13 protein-coding genes are annotated in these 13,608 nt (G+C 72.8%); 9 read left to right on the forward strand and 4 right to left on the reverse strand.

Annotation, left to right across the window (positions count from 1 at the left end):
* A partial coding sequence (locus tag ACZ6CL_RS39815) for a biotin/lipoyl-containing protein (RefSeq protein WP_468945691.1) occupies positions 1-237 on the forward strand: 237 nt, incomplete at its 5' end.
* A gap of 64 nt (positions 238-301) precedes the next feature.
* Here ACZ6CL_RS39815 and ACZ6CL_RS39820 read toward each other — a convergent pair.
* On the reverse strand, positions 302-1,477 hold the full coding sequence (locus ACZ6CL_RS39820; RefSeq protein WP_468945693.1) for an alpha/beta hydrolase: 1,176 nt from the start codon (positions 1,475-1,477) through the stop codon (positions 302-304).
* Positions 1,478-1,653: 176 nt separating this feature from the next.
* Here ACZ6CL_RS39820 and ACZ6CL_RS39825 point away from each other — a divergent pair, with 176 nt between their 5' ends.
* Entirely contained in the window at positions 1,654-2,253 is a 600-nt protein-coding gene (locus tag ACZ6CL_RS39825; protein ID WP_468945695.1) for a TetR/AcrR family transcriptional regulator, read from the forward strand.
* A 43-nt stretch (positions 2,254-2,296) separates the two neighbouring features.
* On the opposite strand, the gene ACZ6CL_RS39830 is transcribed toward ACZ6CL_RS39825, so the two are convergent.
* Together ACZ6CL_RS39830 and ACZ6CL_RS39835 are read right to left on the reverse strand one after the other, a co-directional pair.
* A complete protein-coding gene (locus ACZ6CL_RS39830; protein WP_468945698.1) occupies positions 2,297-3,277 on the reverse strand; it encodes a DeoR/GlpR family DNA-binding transcription regulator in 981 nt (326 codons plus the stop codon).
* A 160-nt stretch (positions 3,278-3,437) separates the two neighbouring features.
* Positions 3,438-4,883, reverse strand: coding sequence for an NAD(P)H-quinone dehydrogenase (locus ACZ6CL_RS39835; protein ID WP_468945701.1), 1,446 nt, complete (start codon positions 4,881-4,883; stop codon positions 3,438-3,440).
* A gap of 108 nt (positions 4,884-4,991) precedes the next feature.
* On the opposite strand from ACZ6CL_RS39835, the gene ACZ6CL_RS39840 reads away from it, so the two are divergent.
* From ACZ6CL_RS39840 to ACZ6CL_RS39855, 4 genes are all read left to right on the forward strand, one after another.
* Positions 4,992-5,429 (forward strand): gamma-glutamylcyclotransferase family protein, encoded by a 438-nt coding sequence (locus tag ACZ6CL_RS39840; RefSeq protein WP_123100215.1) that lies wholly within the window; start codon positions 4,992-4,994, stop codon positions 5,427-5,429.
* A 142-nt stretch (positions 5,430-5,571) separates the two neighbouring features.
* Entirely contained in the window at positions 5,572-6,507 is a 936-nt protein-coding gene (locus ACZ6CL_RS39845) for a hypothetical protein (protein WP_468945704.1), read from the forward strand.
* A gap of 81 nt (positions 6,508-6,588) precedes the next feature.
* Positions 6,589-7,419: a purine-nucleoside phosphorylase gene (locus ACZ6CL_RS39850; protein ID WP_468945707.1), complete on the forward strand. Its 831-nt coding sequence runs from the start codon at positions 6,589-6,591 to the stop codon at positions 7,417-7,419.
* A 273-nt stretch (positions 7,420-7,692) separates the two neighbouring features.
* Positions 7,693-9,387: a phospho-sugar mutase gene (locus tag ACZ6CL_RS39855; protein ID WP_468945709.1), complete on the forward strand. Its 1,695-nt coding sequence runs from the start codon at positions 7,693-7,695 to the stop codon at positions 9,385-9,387.
* Positions 9,388-9,495: 108 nt separating this feature from the next.
* Here the strand turns inward: ACZ6CL_RS39855 and ACZ6CL_RS39860 are convergent, their stop codons facing one another.
* The gene (locus tag ACZ6CL_RS39860; protein WP_468945712.1) at positions 9,496-10,140 is read right to left on the reverse strand and encodes a PH domain-containing protein; all 645 of its coding nucleotides are present in this window, start codon (positions 10,138-10,140) and stop codon (positions 9,496-9,498) included.
* A 168-nt stretch (positions 10,141-10,308) separates the two neighbouring features.
* Between ACZ6CL_RS39860 and deoC the strand changes: the two genes are divergently transcribed.
* The 3 genes from deoC to ACZ6CL_RS39875 are packed head-to-tail and all read left to right on the forward strand — an operon-like array spanning position 10,309 to position 13,597.
* Positions 10,309-11,304 carry a deoxyribose-phosphate aldolase gene (deoC, locus tag ACZ6CL_RS39865; protein ID WP_468945714.1) on the forward strand — a complete coding sequence of 332 codons (996 nt, stop codon included), beginning with the start codon at positions 10,309-10,311 and terminating at the stop codon, positions 11,302-11,304.
* Between the two features lie 6 nt (positions 11,305-11,310).
* Entirely contained in the window at positions 11,311-12,744 is a 1,434-nt protein-coding gene (locus ACZ6CL_RS39870) for an aldehyde dehydrogenase family protein (protein WP_468945716.1), read from the forward strand.
* On the forward strand, positions 12,737-13,597 hold the full coding sequence (locus ACZ6CL_RS39875) for an aldehyde dehydrogenase family protein (RefSeq protein ID WP_468945717.1): 861 nt from the start codon (positions 12,737-12,739) through the stop codon (positions 13,595-13,597). Before ACZ6CL_RS39870 ends, ACZ6CL_RS39875 begins: the two co-directional genes overlap by 8 nt.
* The last annotated feature ends 11 nt before the right edge of the window (positions 13,598-13,608 follow it).

A 13,608-nucleotide genomic window follows, 5' to 3' on the forward strand; every position in this document is an offset into this window, starting at 1 on the left:
AAGGGCGGCTCGGCAGCCTCCGGCGACGCCCTCGCCTCCCCGATGCAGGGCACCATCGTCAAGGTCGCCGTGGCCGAGGGCGACACCGTGGCCGAAGGCGACCTCGTCGTCGTCCTCGAAGCCATGAAGATGGAGCAGCCCATCAACGCCCACCGCGCGGGCACCATCAAGGGCCTGGGCGCCGAGGTCGGCGCCTCGATCACCTCGGGCTCGGTCATCTGCGAGATCAAGGACTGACGCCCCGCCGTACCGCGCAGCCGGGCCCCGGCCGTCCACAGGACGTCCGGGGCCCGCGCGTTTCTCACCGGCGCACCACATCCTGCGGGAAGGTCAGCTGCTCGCTCATCCAGCGCAGCGCCGTGGGCAGTTCGCGCCGCCAGGTGCGGAAGTTATGGCTCCCCTGGTCGAGGATGATCGACTGGGCGCGCATCGGCGGCCGTACGGCGGCCAGGAACGACCGGGTCGCGCCGTAATTCGACTCGCCCCGGCGGCTGGAGGCCACCAGCACCGACACCTCGGGCCGCGGCAGGTTCCGCAGCCGCCACATCAGATCGTGCTCCCTCTTGCGGCGCTCGCCCGCCGGGCCGCCGCCGAACAGGTCTCCGGTGGTGGGGTCGTTGACCACACGGTAGTCGGGTGAGAGGGCGGCCGCCGCGGCGTAGACCCGCGGATGCCGCATGGCCAGCTCAAGCGCGCAGGTGCCGCCCGAGGAGTACCCCATGACGCCCCAGGCGCTGGGGTCGTGGCCGATCCGGTAGTGGCGCGTCAGCGCCTCGGGCAGGTCCTCGGCGAAGTACGTCTCGGCCCGTGGCCCGCCGGGGACGTCCACGCACTGGGTGTCCCGGGGCGGGGCGATCGTCGGCCGGACCATCACGATCACGGTCGGCTGCACCGTCCCCCGGCGGATCAGCTCCCCCGCGGTCTGCGGCACCCGCAGATGCTGGGCCAGCAGAAACGACCCGCCGGGGTAGCCGCTGACCGTGACGACGACGGGGAAGCGCTGGCGGGCGTACTGCCGCTGGAAGTACTGCGGCGGCAGATAGACGTACGCGGGCGTGGCCACCTGGCTGCGGCGGCCCGTGATCCGCACCGACTCGACCTTGCCCACCCGCTCCGGCGGCCCCTCGGGCAGCCCGTGCACCCGGTCGAGCCCCTGCGGCGGCGCGGACCGCACCAGCGCCCCGGACGCCCCGCCCGCGCCCGCCCCGCCGCCGGGTACGTCCGAGAGCGCGGCGGGAGCCTCGTCCCCCCGGCCCAGCAGCTCGTCCCAGGACCCGTAGAACTGGAAGTGCGCGTTGACCACGACCGCCAGCGCGGCCACCATCGCGCACTGGGTCACCGCCAACGACCCGAGCCTGCCCGTCCACGCCCGCACCCCCCGCCCGGCGAAGCGCGGCCACAGCCAGGCCGTGAGCGCGACGCACACCACGGCGGCGGCGATCAGCACCCACTCCAGCGATCGACTGGTCAGTCCCATGGGCGTTGCCGGGCGCGGACGTTGATCCGCATCCGTCTCCCCCTCCTCATCCGTTCCCCCTTCTCCCGCGCCGGCTTCTCCCGCGCCGGAGATGACGGTCTCCGCCACCTCGATGTGACGTAATGGCATGCTTGACCTACAGGCAGGTACCGCAAGGCACAGCAGGGAGGACCGCGATGGCGACCGAGACAGCCCCGGCGCACACGCCACCGCTCCCCCGGCCCATGCGCGCCGACGCGCGGCGCAACTACGAGCGGCTGCTGGGCGAGGCGCGGACCGCCTTCACCCAGCACGGCACCGAGGCCTCGCTGGAGGACATCGCGCGCCGCGCGGGCGTCGGCATCGGCACCCTCTACCGGCACTTCCCCAACCGCACCGCGCTCATGGGCGCCGTCTTCCAGGGCGAGATGAACGCCCTGCTGACGCACTCCCGCGAGCTGGCGAAGGCGCCCCAGCCGTGCACCGCGCTGGTGGACTGGCTGCGGGCGATCGTCCACCACGCGAGCACCTACCGCGGGCTCGCCCAGGCCCTGATGGCGTGCTCGGGCGACGAGAGTTCGGCGCTGTCCCGAGGCTGCCGGCTGCCGCTGCGCGAGGCGGGCAGCGAACTGCTCGCCCGCGCCCAGCGTGCCGGGGCCGTGCGGCCGGACGTGGTGATCGCCGACCTGATGCAGCTGACCAACGCCATCGCGCTGGCCGTCGAACAGTCCCCGGACGACCCGGAACTGGCGGACCGGCTGCTCGCCCTGACCTTCACCGGACTCAAGGCGCACTGAACCGGCCACCCCCGCACCGTGCCGCGCTCTCAGCGCCGCGGCCTCAGCGCCGCCTCGGTGCCAGATCCGCCACCCTTCCACCGCCCGACTGCTGCTCGGGCAGCGACGCCGCGCTGCGCAGCTGGGCGGCGCCGGGACCCTGGCCGTGCGGATTGCGGCGCGGCCCTGGCAGCGGCAGCCCGTCCTCACCGGTCCGCGGGGCCGAGGAGCCCAGCCGGCCCGCCTGGCGCGCCGCGCCCGGCGGGCCGCCGCCCTCGCCACCGGCCGATCCGGACCCCGCCGGCCCCGCCACCGCGATCTGCACGCCCTGATCGGCCAGGGCCTGCAGCTCGGTCAGCGCGCGGTCGTCCTGGGCGGGCGGCTCGTCGGTCACCAGCCGCGTGATCACATCGGTGGGCACCGTCTGGAACATGGTGTCGGTGCCCAGCTTGGTGTGGTCGGCGAGCACCACCACCTCCGCCGCGGCCTGGACCAGCGCCCGGTCGACGCTGGCCGACAGCATGTTGGACGTGGACAGCCCGCGCTCGGCGGTCAGCCCGCTGCCGGACAGAAAGGCGCGCGAGACCCGCAGCCCCTGGAGGGACTGCTCGGCACCACTGCCGACCAGCGCGTAGTTGGAGCCGCGCAGCGTGCCGCCGGTCATCACGACCTCGACCCGGTTGGCATGCGCCAACGCCTGCGCGACGAGCAGGGAATTGGTGACCACGGTCAGCCCGGGGACCCTCGCGAGCCGGCGGGCCAGCTCCTGCGTGGTCGTACCGGCGCCGACCACGACGGCCTCGCCCTCTTCGACGAAACCGGCCGCGAGATCGGCGATCGCCGTCTTCTCCGCGGTCGCTAGATGGGATTTCTGCGGGAAGCCGGACTCCCTGGTGAATCCGCCCGGCAGCACCGCACCGCCGTGCCGGCGGTCGAGCAGTCCTTCTGCCTCCAGCGCCCGCACATCACGCCGTACGGTCACTTCGGAGGTCTGGACGACGCGGGCGAGCTCACGGAGCGACACCGCTCCGTTCGCACGCACCATTTCAAGGATCAATTGGCGACGTTCTGCAGCGAACACGAAACTGACAGTAACGCCAACGACTGTCTGTTTTCAGCAGCTTGCACTAATTAGCAGAAGTTGTTCATCTGCGCGGGCGCAAGCTGCTATAAGGGGCGCACCTCACGCCCCGACGGCGTCCTGACTACCCTTCGGACGACTTGCGGGTGTGCAACTGCCGCGCCACCTCGGCGATCGAGCCGGACAGCGACGGGTACACCGTGAACGCCTTGGCGATCTGCTCCACGGTCAGGTTGTTGTCGACCGCCAGCGCGATGGGGTGGATCAGCTCACTCGCGCGCGGCGCGACCACCACACCGCCGACCACGATGCCGGTGCCCGGACGGCAGAAGATCTTCACGAAGCCGTCCCGGATGCCCTGCATCTTCGCGCGCGGGTTGCGCAGCAGCGGCAGCTTGACCACCCGGGCGTCGATCTTCCCCTCGTCCACATCGGCCTGCGAGTAGCCGATCGTGGCGATCTCGGGGTCGGTGAAGACGTTCGCCGACACCGTCTTCAGATTCAGCGGCGTGACCGCGTCGCCCAGGAAGTGGTACATCGCGATCCGGCCCTGCATCGCCGCCACCGACGCGAGGGCGAACACGCCGGTGCAGTCACCGGCCGCGTACACGCCCGGCGCGCTGGTGCGGGACACCTTGTCGGTCAGGATGTGGCCGGACTCCTTCGTCCGGACCCCGGCCTCCTCCAGGCCCATGTCCGCGGTGTTCGGGATCGAGCCCACGGCCATCAGACAGTGGCTGCCGGTGATGACCCGCCCGTCCGCGAGCGTGACCTCCACCCGGTCGCCCACCCGCTTCACCGCCGCGGCCCGGGACCGCGACATCACGTTCATCCCGCGCCGCCGGAAGACGTCCTCCAGCACCGCCGCCGCGTCCGAGTCCTCGCCCGGCAGCACCCGGTCCCGGCTGGAGACCAGCGTGACCTTGGAGCCCAGCGCCTGGTACGCGCCCGCGAACTCGGCGCCCGTGACGCCGGACCCGACCACGATCAGTTCCTCGGGCAGCTCGTCGAGGTCGTACACCTGCGTCCAGTTCAGGATGCGCTCGCCGTCCGGCTGCGCGTCCGGGATCTCCCGGGGGTGCGCGCCGGTCGACACCAGCACCGCGTCCGCGACCAGGGTCTCCTCGGAGCCGTCCACCGCCCGGACGATCACCTTCCGCGATCCGTCCGGCGCCTGCGCGGGCTCCAGCCGTCCGCGCCCCCGCATGACCCGCGCGCCGGCGCGCGTCACGGAGGCCGTGATGTCGTGCGACTGCGCGAGCGCCAGCCGCTTCACCCGCCGGTTGACCTTGCCCAGGTCCACGCCCACCACCCGGGCCGTCTGCTCCAGCGGCGGGGTGTCATCGGCGACGATGATGCCCAACTCCTCGTACGAAGAGTCGAACGTCGTCATCACCTCAGCCGTGGCGATCAACGTCTTCGACGGCACGCAGTCGGTCAGCACCGACGCCCCGCCCAGACCGTCGCAGTCGACGACGGTCACCTCCGCACCGAGCTGCGCGGCGACCAGCGCCGCCTCGTAGCCGCCGGGTCCGCCACCAATGATCACGATCCGAGTCACATGCTCCATTGTCCCGTACCCACCCGCTAGGCTTCCGCCCGGGGGTTCGAGTGCGCGTAACGCTCCGAACCCGCCACCCCAAGAGCGCTTCCACCCCTCTCCCGTACCCTCTGATCCATGTCGCTCTACGCCGCGTACGCCGGCAACCTCGACGCGCGGCTGATGTCCCGCCGCGCACCGCACTCACCTCTGCGCGGCACAGGCTGGATCACCGGCTGGCGCCTCACCTTCGGCGGGGAGCAGATGGGCTGGGAGGGCGCCCTCCCCACCATCGTCGAAGCCCCGCGCTCCCAGGTCTTCGTCGCCCTCTACGACATCGCCCCCATGGACGAGGACTCCATGGACCGCTGGGAGGGCGTGGGCCTGGACATATACCGCCGCATGCGGATCCGCGTCCACACTCTGGACGGCGAGGAGCCCGCCTGGCTGTACGTCCTCAACGGCTACGAGGGCGGTCTGCCCTCCGCCCGCTACCTCGGCGAGATCGCCGACGCCGCCGAATCCGCGGGCGCGCCCCACGACTACGTCATGGAACTGCGCAAGCGCCCCTGCTGACGTCCGCTCGCGCGCGACTGGTTCCGCTTGCGCGCGGCTGGTGAAGCCATCGTGCCGATGTGGCCGTCCCTCTGTTCTCCCCCGCGGGAGCCGGTTGAGGATGCGGATTGATCTCGATCACCACCACCGAAAGCCGACCGATATGCCCGTCTTCAGGCGCCGTAAGGGCAGCCGTCCTCGTCTGGTCCCCGAACTCGACGACACCGCCCTCGGGCGGGTCCGGCAACGGCTCGAGACGAGCTGGGACCGCGGTGATCTCGACACCACGGTGATCGCCCAGGTCTCCCGGGTGGTCGAGGACGCCGGTCAGGACTGGGATCGCAAGGCCCACCGCCTCTCCGTGCTCGCCGCCGCCGCGGGGCGGGCGCTGCCCGGGATCTGGCGGCGGCACCACCCCCGCGACCAGGGAGCCCTGCTGCTGCACGCCTGGTCGGACCTGGTCCGGGCCCAGGGCGACCTGAGCGACGCCCGCGAGGCCTGCCGCCTCGCCGCCGAGCTGGTCCCCGCCGACCCCACCCCGTACGTCGTGCACCTGGCCACCCTGCGCCGCGAGCGGCGGCCCCACCGCGAGCTGTCGGCGATCTGGCAGGAAGTCATGGCCCGCGACCCGTGGAACCGCGAGGCGTACCTTCAGGTCCTCGGCTATCTGTCCCCCGACGAGTGCGGCTCCGCCGTGCAGCTCCTCGACCTGCTGGACTCGGTCCGGGGCCGCATGCCCGCCGACGCCCCCGCCACCGCCCTGGAGCTGACCGCGATCGTCCGCGGCCACCAGCGCGCCATGGCCACCGGCGGCATGGAGGCGATCAGCGCCGGGGAGCACTGGCGGCGCGAGCAGGTCGCCTCGGTCCTCGACCAGGCCGCCCACGACTGGCCCCGCCCCGGCTTCCTCCACCACGCCGCGGCCCTCGCCGACCTCAACGTCCTCGCTTACGCCCTGGTCAGGTCCGGCCGCATGACCGAAGCCGCGACGGCCCTGCGCGCCACCGGGGGCGTGGTGACCGCTTGGCCCTGGAGCGCCGACGGCGACCCCCTGGAACGGTTCTCCCAGCCCTACGACCGCCTCGCCGCCCCCGCGTAGCGCGGCCCGTTCGCAACGATCCGAACACCACCCCCGGAGGCCGTCTACGCGCGTAGGCCGGGAGGGGCTACCCTCGTGCGCGTGAACGCATCTGTTTCTTGGGACAGCCAGGGCGCCCCCGCCGGCCCCCACGCCGCCGCCGACGCCGCCGCCACGCGCCTGCGCGAGCTGACCGGTGCGGAGACCCACGACGTCGCCCTCGTCCTGGGCTCCGGCTGGGTCCCCGCCACCGACGCGCTCGGCAGTCCGGAGCACGAGTTCCCCGTCACCGAGCTGCCCGGCTTCCCGCCGCCCGCCGTCGCGGGCCACGCGGGCACCATCCGCTCGTACCAGCTGGACGACAAGCGGGCCCTCGTCTTCCTCGGCCGCACCCACTACTACGAAGGCCGCGGCGTCGCCGCCGTCGCCCACGGCGTGCGCACCGCCGTCGCCGCCGGCTGCAAGACCATCATCCTCACCAACGGCTGCGGCGGCCTCCGCGAAGGCATGCGCCCCGGCCAAGCGGTCCTGATCAGCGACCACATCAACCTCACCGCCGCCTCCCCCATCGTCGGCGCCAACTTCGTCGACCTCACCGACCTCTACTCCCCCCGGCTGCGCGCCCTCTGCCAGCAGGTCGACCCCACCCTCGAAGAGGGCGTCTACGCCCAGTTCCCCGGCCCGCACTACGAGACCCCGGCCGAGATCACCATGGCCCGCACCATCGGGGCCGACCTGGTCGGCATGTCCACCACCCTCGAAGCGATCGCCGCGCGCGAGGCGGGCGCCGAGGTGCTGGGCATCTCCCTGGTCACGAACCTGGCCGCGGGCATGACCGGTGAACCCCTCAACCACGAAGAGGTCCTCCAGGCAGGCCGCGACTCCGCCACCCGCATGGGCACGCTCCTGGCCCAGGTCCTGCAGCGCCTCTGAGGTACGTCGGGGCTGAGGTCTTGGGGGGCTCCGCCCCCCAAACCCCCCGCCGGGACTCCGCCCCGGACCCCGGGTTCGCCTGGGCGGGCGGGTGCGGCTGGGTGCGCGGACGGTCCGGTGGGGGGGTGCCGGTGCGGGGCCTCCGGGGCAGGGTCCCGGAGGCCCCGCCCCTGAGGCGCCGCACCCGGCACCCACCACCGAACCCCCCGGCGCACCACCCACAAAGCCGCACCACACAACAACACACCGCACCCCCGCCCAGGAGGCCCCCCAATGGCGCTCGACCTCATCGACCAGGCCCGCACCTGGCTGGCCGAGGACCCCGACCCCGACACCCGGGACGAGTTGCGCGCGCTGCTCGACGCGGCCAAGGAGGGCGCCCCCGAGGCAGGGCGCGCGCTGGCCGCGCGCTTCTCCGGCACGCTTCAGTTCGGCACCGCGGGCCTCCGCGGTGAGCTGGGCGCGGGGCCCATGCGGATGAACCGCGCCGTCGTCATCCGCGCCGCCGCCGGACTGGCCGCGTACCTCGCGAAGCAGCCGCAGCACGCCACCGGCCTCGTCGTCATCGGTTACGACGCCCGGTACAAGAGCGCGGAGTTCGCCCGCGACACGGCCGCCGTCATGACCGGCGCGGGCTTCCGCGCGGCGCTGCTGCCGCGCCCGCTGCCGACGCCGGTGCTCGCGTTCGCCATCCGGCACCTGGGGGCCGTCGCGGGCATCGAGGTCACGGCGAGCCACAATCCGCCGCGCGACAACGGGTACAAGGTCTACCTGGGCGACGGCTCGCAGATCGTTCCGCCCGCCGACGCGGAGATCGCGGCCGAGATCGCGGCGATCGGCAGCCTGAACGACGTACGCCGCCCGGACACCGGGTGGGAGACGCTGGACGACGCCGTCCTGGACGCGTATCTGGCCCGGACGGACGCCGTCCTGACGCCCGGCTCGCCCCGCGACGCCCGGGTGGTCTACACGCCGCTGCACGGCGTGGGCCGCGAGACGCTGAGCGCCGCGTTCGCGCGGGCGGGCTTCCCGGCGCCGTCGGTGGTGCCCGAGCAGGCGGAGCCGGATCCGGCGTTCCCGACGGTGGCGTTCCCGAACCCGGAGGAGCCGGGGGCGATGGATCTGGCGTTCGCGACGGCGCGAGAGGCGGCGCGCGAGGAGGCGCCCGACATCGTCATCGCGAACGACCCGGACGCGGACCGCTGCGCGGTGGCCGTCCCCGCACCCGGAACGGGCAGCGGCTGGCGGATGCTCCGCGGCGACGAGGTCGGCGCGCTGCTCGCCACCCACCTCGTCCACAAGCGGCGCGCCCTGGGCGCCTTCGCGACGACGATCGTCTCCTCGTCGCTCCTGTCCCGCATCGCGGCCGACGCGGGCGCGGCGTACGCGGAGACGCTGACGGGCTTCAAGTGGCTGGCCCGGGTGGACGGTCTGGGTTACGCGTACGAGGAGGCGCTCGGGTACTGCGTGGACCCGGAGGGCGTGCGCGACAAGGACGGGATCACGGCCGCGCTGCTGGTCGCGGAGCTGGCGTCGGAGCTGAAGGGGCAGGGGCGGACGCTCGCCGACCTGCTGGACGACATCGCCGTGGCGCACGGCCTGCACGCCACCGACCAGTTGTCCGTACGGGTCGAGGACCTGTCCCTGATCGCGGCGGCGATGCGGCGCCTGCGCGAGGAGCCCCCGGCCGAGCTGGCGGGCCTGGCGGTCACCTCGGCCGAGGATCTGACCCGGGGTACGGAGACCCTGCCCCCGACGGACGGCCTGCGCTATCAGTTCGCCGGGAAGGACACGGTCCGCTCGGCCCGGGTCATCGTGCGCCCGAGCGGCACGGAGCCCAAGCTGAAGTGCTACCTGGAGGTGGTCGTGGACGTGCCCACCGCCGAAGACCTGCCCTCGGCCCGGACCACGGCGGAAACGGTTCTGGCGGCCCTGAAGAAGGACCTCGCGGCGGCGGCCGGGATCTGAACGCCCAGCACCTGGCAGCGAATGGCAAGAAGCTCATGCTGGAGATGAACTTCATGAACCAGGCGATGACGGCGGAGCCAAGGGCGAAGGAGCCCTGCCGCCCCGCCCTCAGATCAGCAGCATGATCACCAGCAGCACCGCCCCGGCCAGGGTCGGCGCGATGACCTCGAACGCCCAGCGCACCTCGGGCTCGCCCTGCGCGCCCTCGCGGGCCGCGTTGGACTCGGCCAGTTCGCGCAGATCGCCGATCGTCTGGTCGGCCTGGGCGCGCCGGTCCGCCGTCGCGCCCGGGCCGGGCGTGCGGCCGAGCGGCGTCGGCGACGCCGCGTCGCGGCTCTGCTGCCGGGCGGCGCGTTTGCGCTGCCGCAGCGAGACGGGGACGGCCCACAGCTGGTACGTCGCGCCGCCCGCCAGCACCTCGCTGGTGTAGCTCGCGCGCAGGGTGTCGACGGAGCCCCAGGGGAGGGTGATGGTGCGGAAGGGGTTGCGTACGAGCAGCCGGTCCGCGCCCGCGTACACCGCCGGGCGCACGGTGAAGGCGATCACCACCGGCACGGCGCACAGCAGCCCGGCGAGGGCCAGCCACGGGGTGCGGCCCTCGCCGCGCAGCATGGCGTCGATGCCGAGCCAGCCGCTGAGGGCGAGCAGCAGGACGCCGCCCGCGATGCCGCCCGGGGAGCGGTAGACGCGGTCGCCGTACGGGGGCTCCTCGTCGGGCTGCGGGGGGCGTGCGGGGTCGTCCGGGCTCGTCATGGGGCCGATTGTGCCGCACGGTCCGGCGCGTTGGGCCTCGGGATCAACACGGAACGAGCACGGAACGGAGCCGGAACGGGACCGGAAGAGGGCCGGGTCGGGCCCGGTCCCGATCAAGGCCGGGGGGTGACATACCGCTACGCGCGTAGATATGCTCACCTGGTGACCATGCCCACCACAGTTCCCGCATACGGCACAGAGGCCGCGGAGCGACTGGCGTCGATGGCGGACGTGACCGCCACCGACAGCGCGCTGCGCCGCTTCCTGCACGGCCTGCCGGGCGTCGACGCGGTCGGCCTGCAGGCCCGTGCCGCGACCCTCGGCACCCGCTCGATCAAGACCACGGCGAAGGCGTACGCCATCGACCTGGCGATCTCGATGATCGACCTGACGACCCTGGAGGGCGCGGACACCCCGGGCAAGGTCCGGGCGCTGTGCGCGAAGGGGATCAGCCCCGACCCCACCGACCGCTCCGCCCCGCCGGTCGCGGCGATCTGCGTCTACGGCGACATGGTCGCGACCGCGAAGGAGGCCCTGCGGGGCAGCGGCATCCACGTGGCGGCCGTCGCGACCGCGTTCCCGTCCGGCCGCGCCGCCCGTTCCGTGAAGCTGGCCGACACCCGGGAGGCGGTGGCCGCCGGCGCGGACGAGATCGACATGGTGATCGACCGCGGGGCGTTCCTCTCCGGCCGCTACCTCGACGTCTTCGAGGAGATCCGCGAGGTCAAGACGGCCTGCGCCCGCCCCGACGGCAGCGCCGCGCACCTGAAGGTGATCTTCGAGACGGGCGAGCTGCAGACGTACGACAACGTGCGCCGCGCGTCCTGGCTGGCGATGCTCGCGGGCGCCGACTTCATCAAGACGTCGACCGGCAAGGTGTCCGTCAACGCCACGCCGCCCGTCACCCTCGTTCTCCTGGAGGCGGTCCGGGACTTCCGCGCGGCCACCGGCGTCCAGGTGGGGGTGAAGCCCGCGGGCGGCATCCGTACGTCCAAGGACGCGATCAAGTACCTGGTGATGGTCAACGAGACGCTGGGCGAGGAGTGGCTGTCCGCGGACTGGTTCCGCTTCGGCGCGTCGAGTCTGCTGAACGACCTGCTGATGCAGCGCCAGAAGCTGAGCACCGGCCGGTACTCCGGTCCCGACTACGTGACGGTGGACTGATACGCCATGCCCGTTTTCGAGTACGCCCCCGCTCCCGAGTCCCGCGCGGTCGTCGACATCGCCCCGTCGTACGGGCTGTTCATCGACGGCGAGTTCCGCGAGGCGGGCGACGGCAAGGTCTTCAAGACGCTCTCCCCGTCCTCCGAGGAGGTGCTGTCCGAGGTCGCCCAGGCGAACGCCGAGGACGTGGACCGCGCGGTGAAGGCGGCCCGTAAGGCGTTCGAGTCCTGGTCTGCGCTGCCCGGCGCCGAGCGCGCCAAGTATCTGTTCCGCATCGCGCGGATCATCCAGGAGCGCTCGCGCGAGCTGGCGGTGCTGGAGTCGCTGGACAACGGGAAGCCGATCCGCGAGTCGCGGGACGCCGATCTGCCGCTGGTCGCGGCGCACTTCTTCTACTACGCGGGGTGGGCCGACAAGCTCGCGTACGCGGGCTACGGCGCCGATCCGCGGCCGCTGGGCGTGGCGGGCCAGGTCATCCCCTGGAACTTCCCCCTCCTGATGCTGGCCTGGAAGATCGCCCCGGCGCTGGCCTGCGGCAACACGGTCGTGCTGAAGCCCGCCGAGACGACGCCGCTGAGCGCCCTTTTCTTCGCGGACATCTGCCGCCAGGCGGGCCTGCCCAAGGGCGTGGTCAACATCGTCACCGGCGACGGCTCGACCGGCGCCGAACTGGTCGCCCACCCCGGGATCGACAAGGTGGCCTTCACCGGGTCGACCGAGGTCGGCAAGGCGATCGCCCGCACGGTGGCCGGTACGGAGAAGAAGGTCACCCTGGAGCTGGGCGGCAAGGCCGCGAACATCGTCTTCGACGACGCGCCGATCGACCAGGCGGTCGAGGGCATCGTCAGTGGCATCTTCTTCAACCAGGGCCACGTCTGCTGCGCGGGCTCCCGCCTGCTGGTCCAGGAGTCCGTCCAGGACGAACTCCTCGACGCCCTCAAGCGCCGCATGCGCACCCTGCGCGTGGGCGACCCGCTGGACAAGAACACCGACATCGGCGCGATCAACTCCGCCGAGCAGCTGGCCCGCATCCGCGACCTGGCCGACGCGGGCGAGGCCGAGGGCGCCGAGCGCTGGGCCCCCGAGTGCGCGCTGCCCAGCTCCGGCTACTGGTTCGCGCCCACCCTCTTCACCGGCGTCACCCAGGCGCACCGGATCGCCCGCGAGGAGATCTTCGGCCCGGTCCTCTCGGTCCTGACCTTCCGCACCCCCGACGAGGCCATCGCCAAGGCGAACAACACCCCGTACGGCCTGTCGGCGGGCATCTGGACGGAGAAGGGCTCGCGCATCCTGGAGATGGCGAGCAAGCTGCGCGCCGGGGTGATCTGGTCCAACACGTTCAACAAGTTCGACCCCGCCTCGCCGTTCGGCGGCTACAAGGAGTCGGGCTACGGCCGCGAGGGCGGCCGCCACGGCCTGGAGGCCTACCTCAATGTCTGAACGACTCTCGGTCCTGAAGACCTACAAGCTCTTCGTAGGCGGCAAGTTCCCACGTTCCGAAAGCGGACGGGTGTACGAGGTGACCGACGCAAAGGGCCGCTGGCTGGCCAACGCCCCCCTGGCCTCCCGCAAGGACGCCCGCGACGCGGTCGTCGCCGCGCGCAAGGCGTTCGGCGGCTGGTCCGGCGCCACCGCGTACAACCGCGGCCAGATCCTGTACCGCGTCGCCGAGATGCTGGAGGGCCGCCGCGACCAGTTCGCGGCCGAGGTAGCGGCCGCCGAGTCCCTCTCCAAGGCCAAGGCCACCGCTGCCGTCGACGCGGCGATCGACCGCTGGGTCTGGTACGCGGGCTGGTCCGACAAGATCGCCCAGATCGCGGGCTCCGCGAACCCCGTCGCCGGGCCGTACTTCAACCTCTCCACCCCCGAGCCCACGGGTGTCGTGGCCCTCCTCGCGCCCCAGGACTCTTCCTTCCTCGGCCTGGTCTCGGTCCTGGCCCCCGCGATCGTCACCGGCAACACGGCCGTCGTCGTGGCCGCCGAGCGCGCGCCGCTCCCCGCCCTCTCCCTCGCCGAGGTCCTGGCCACCTCCGACCTCCCGGGCGGCGTGGTCAACATCCTCTCGGGCCGCACATCCGAACTGGCCACCCCGCTCGCCGCCCACCAGGACGTCAACGCGATCGACCTGACGGGCGCGGACCAGGCCCTCGCCACCGACCTGGAGAGGTCCGCGGCCGACAACCTCAAGCGCGTGGTCCGTCCACACCCTGTGGACTGGCCCGCAGACCCCGGCACCACCCGCCTCCTCGCCTTCCTGGAGACGAAAACGGTCTGGCACCCCATGGGCGTCTGACCTGGGCGGCG

This window comes from Streptomyces sp. NPDC041200 (genome assembly GCF_055591805.1).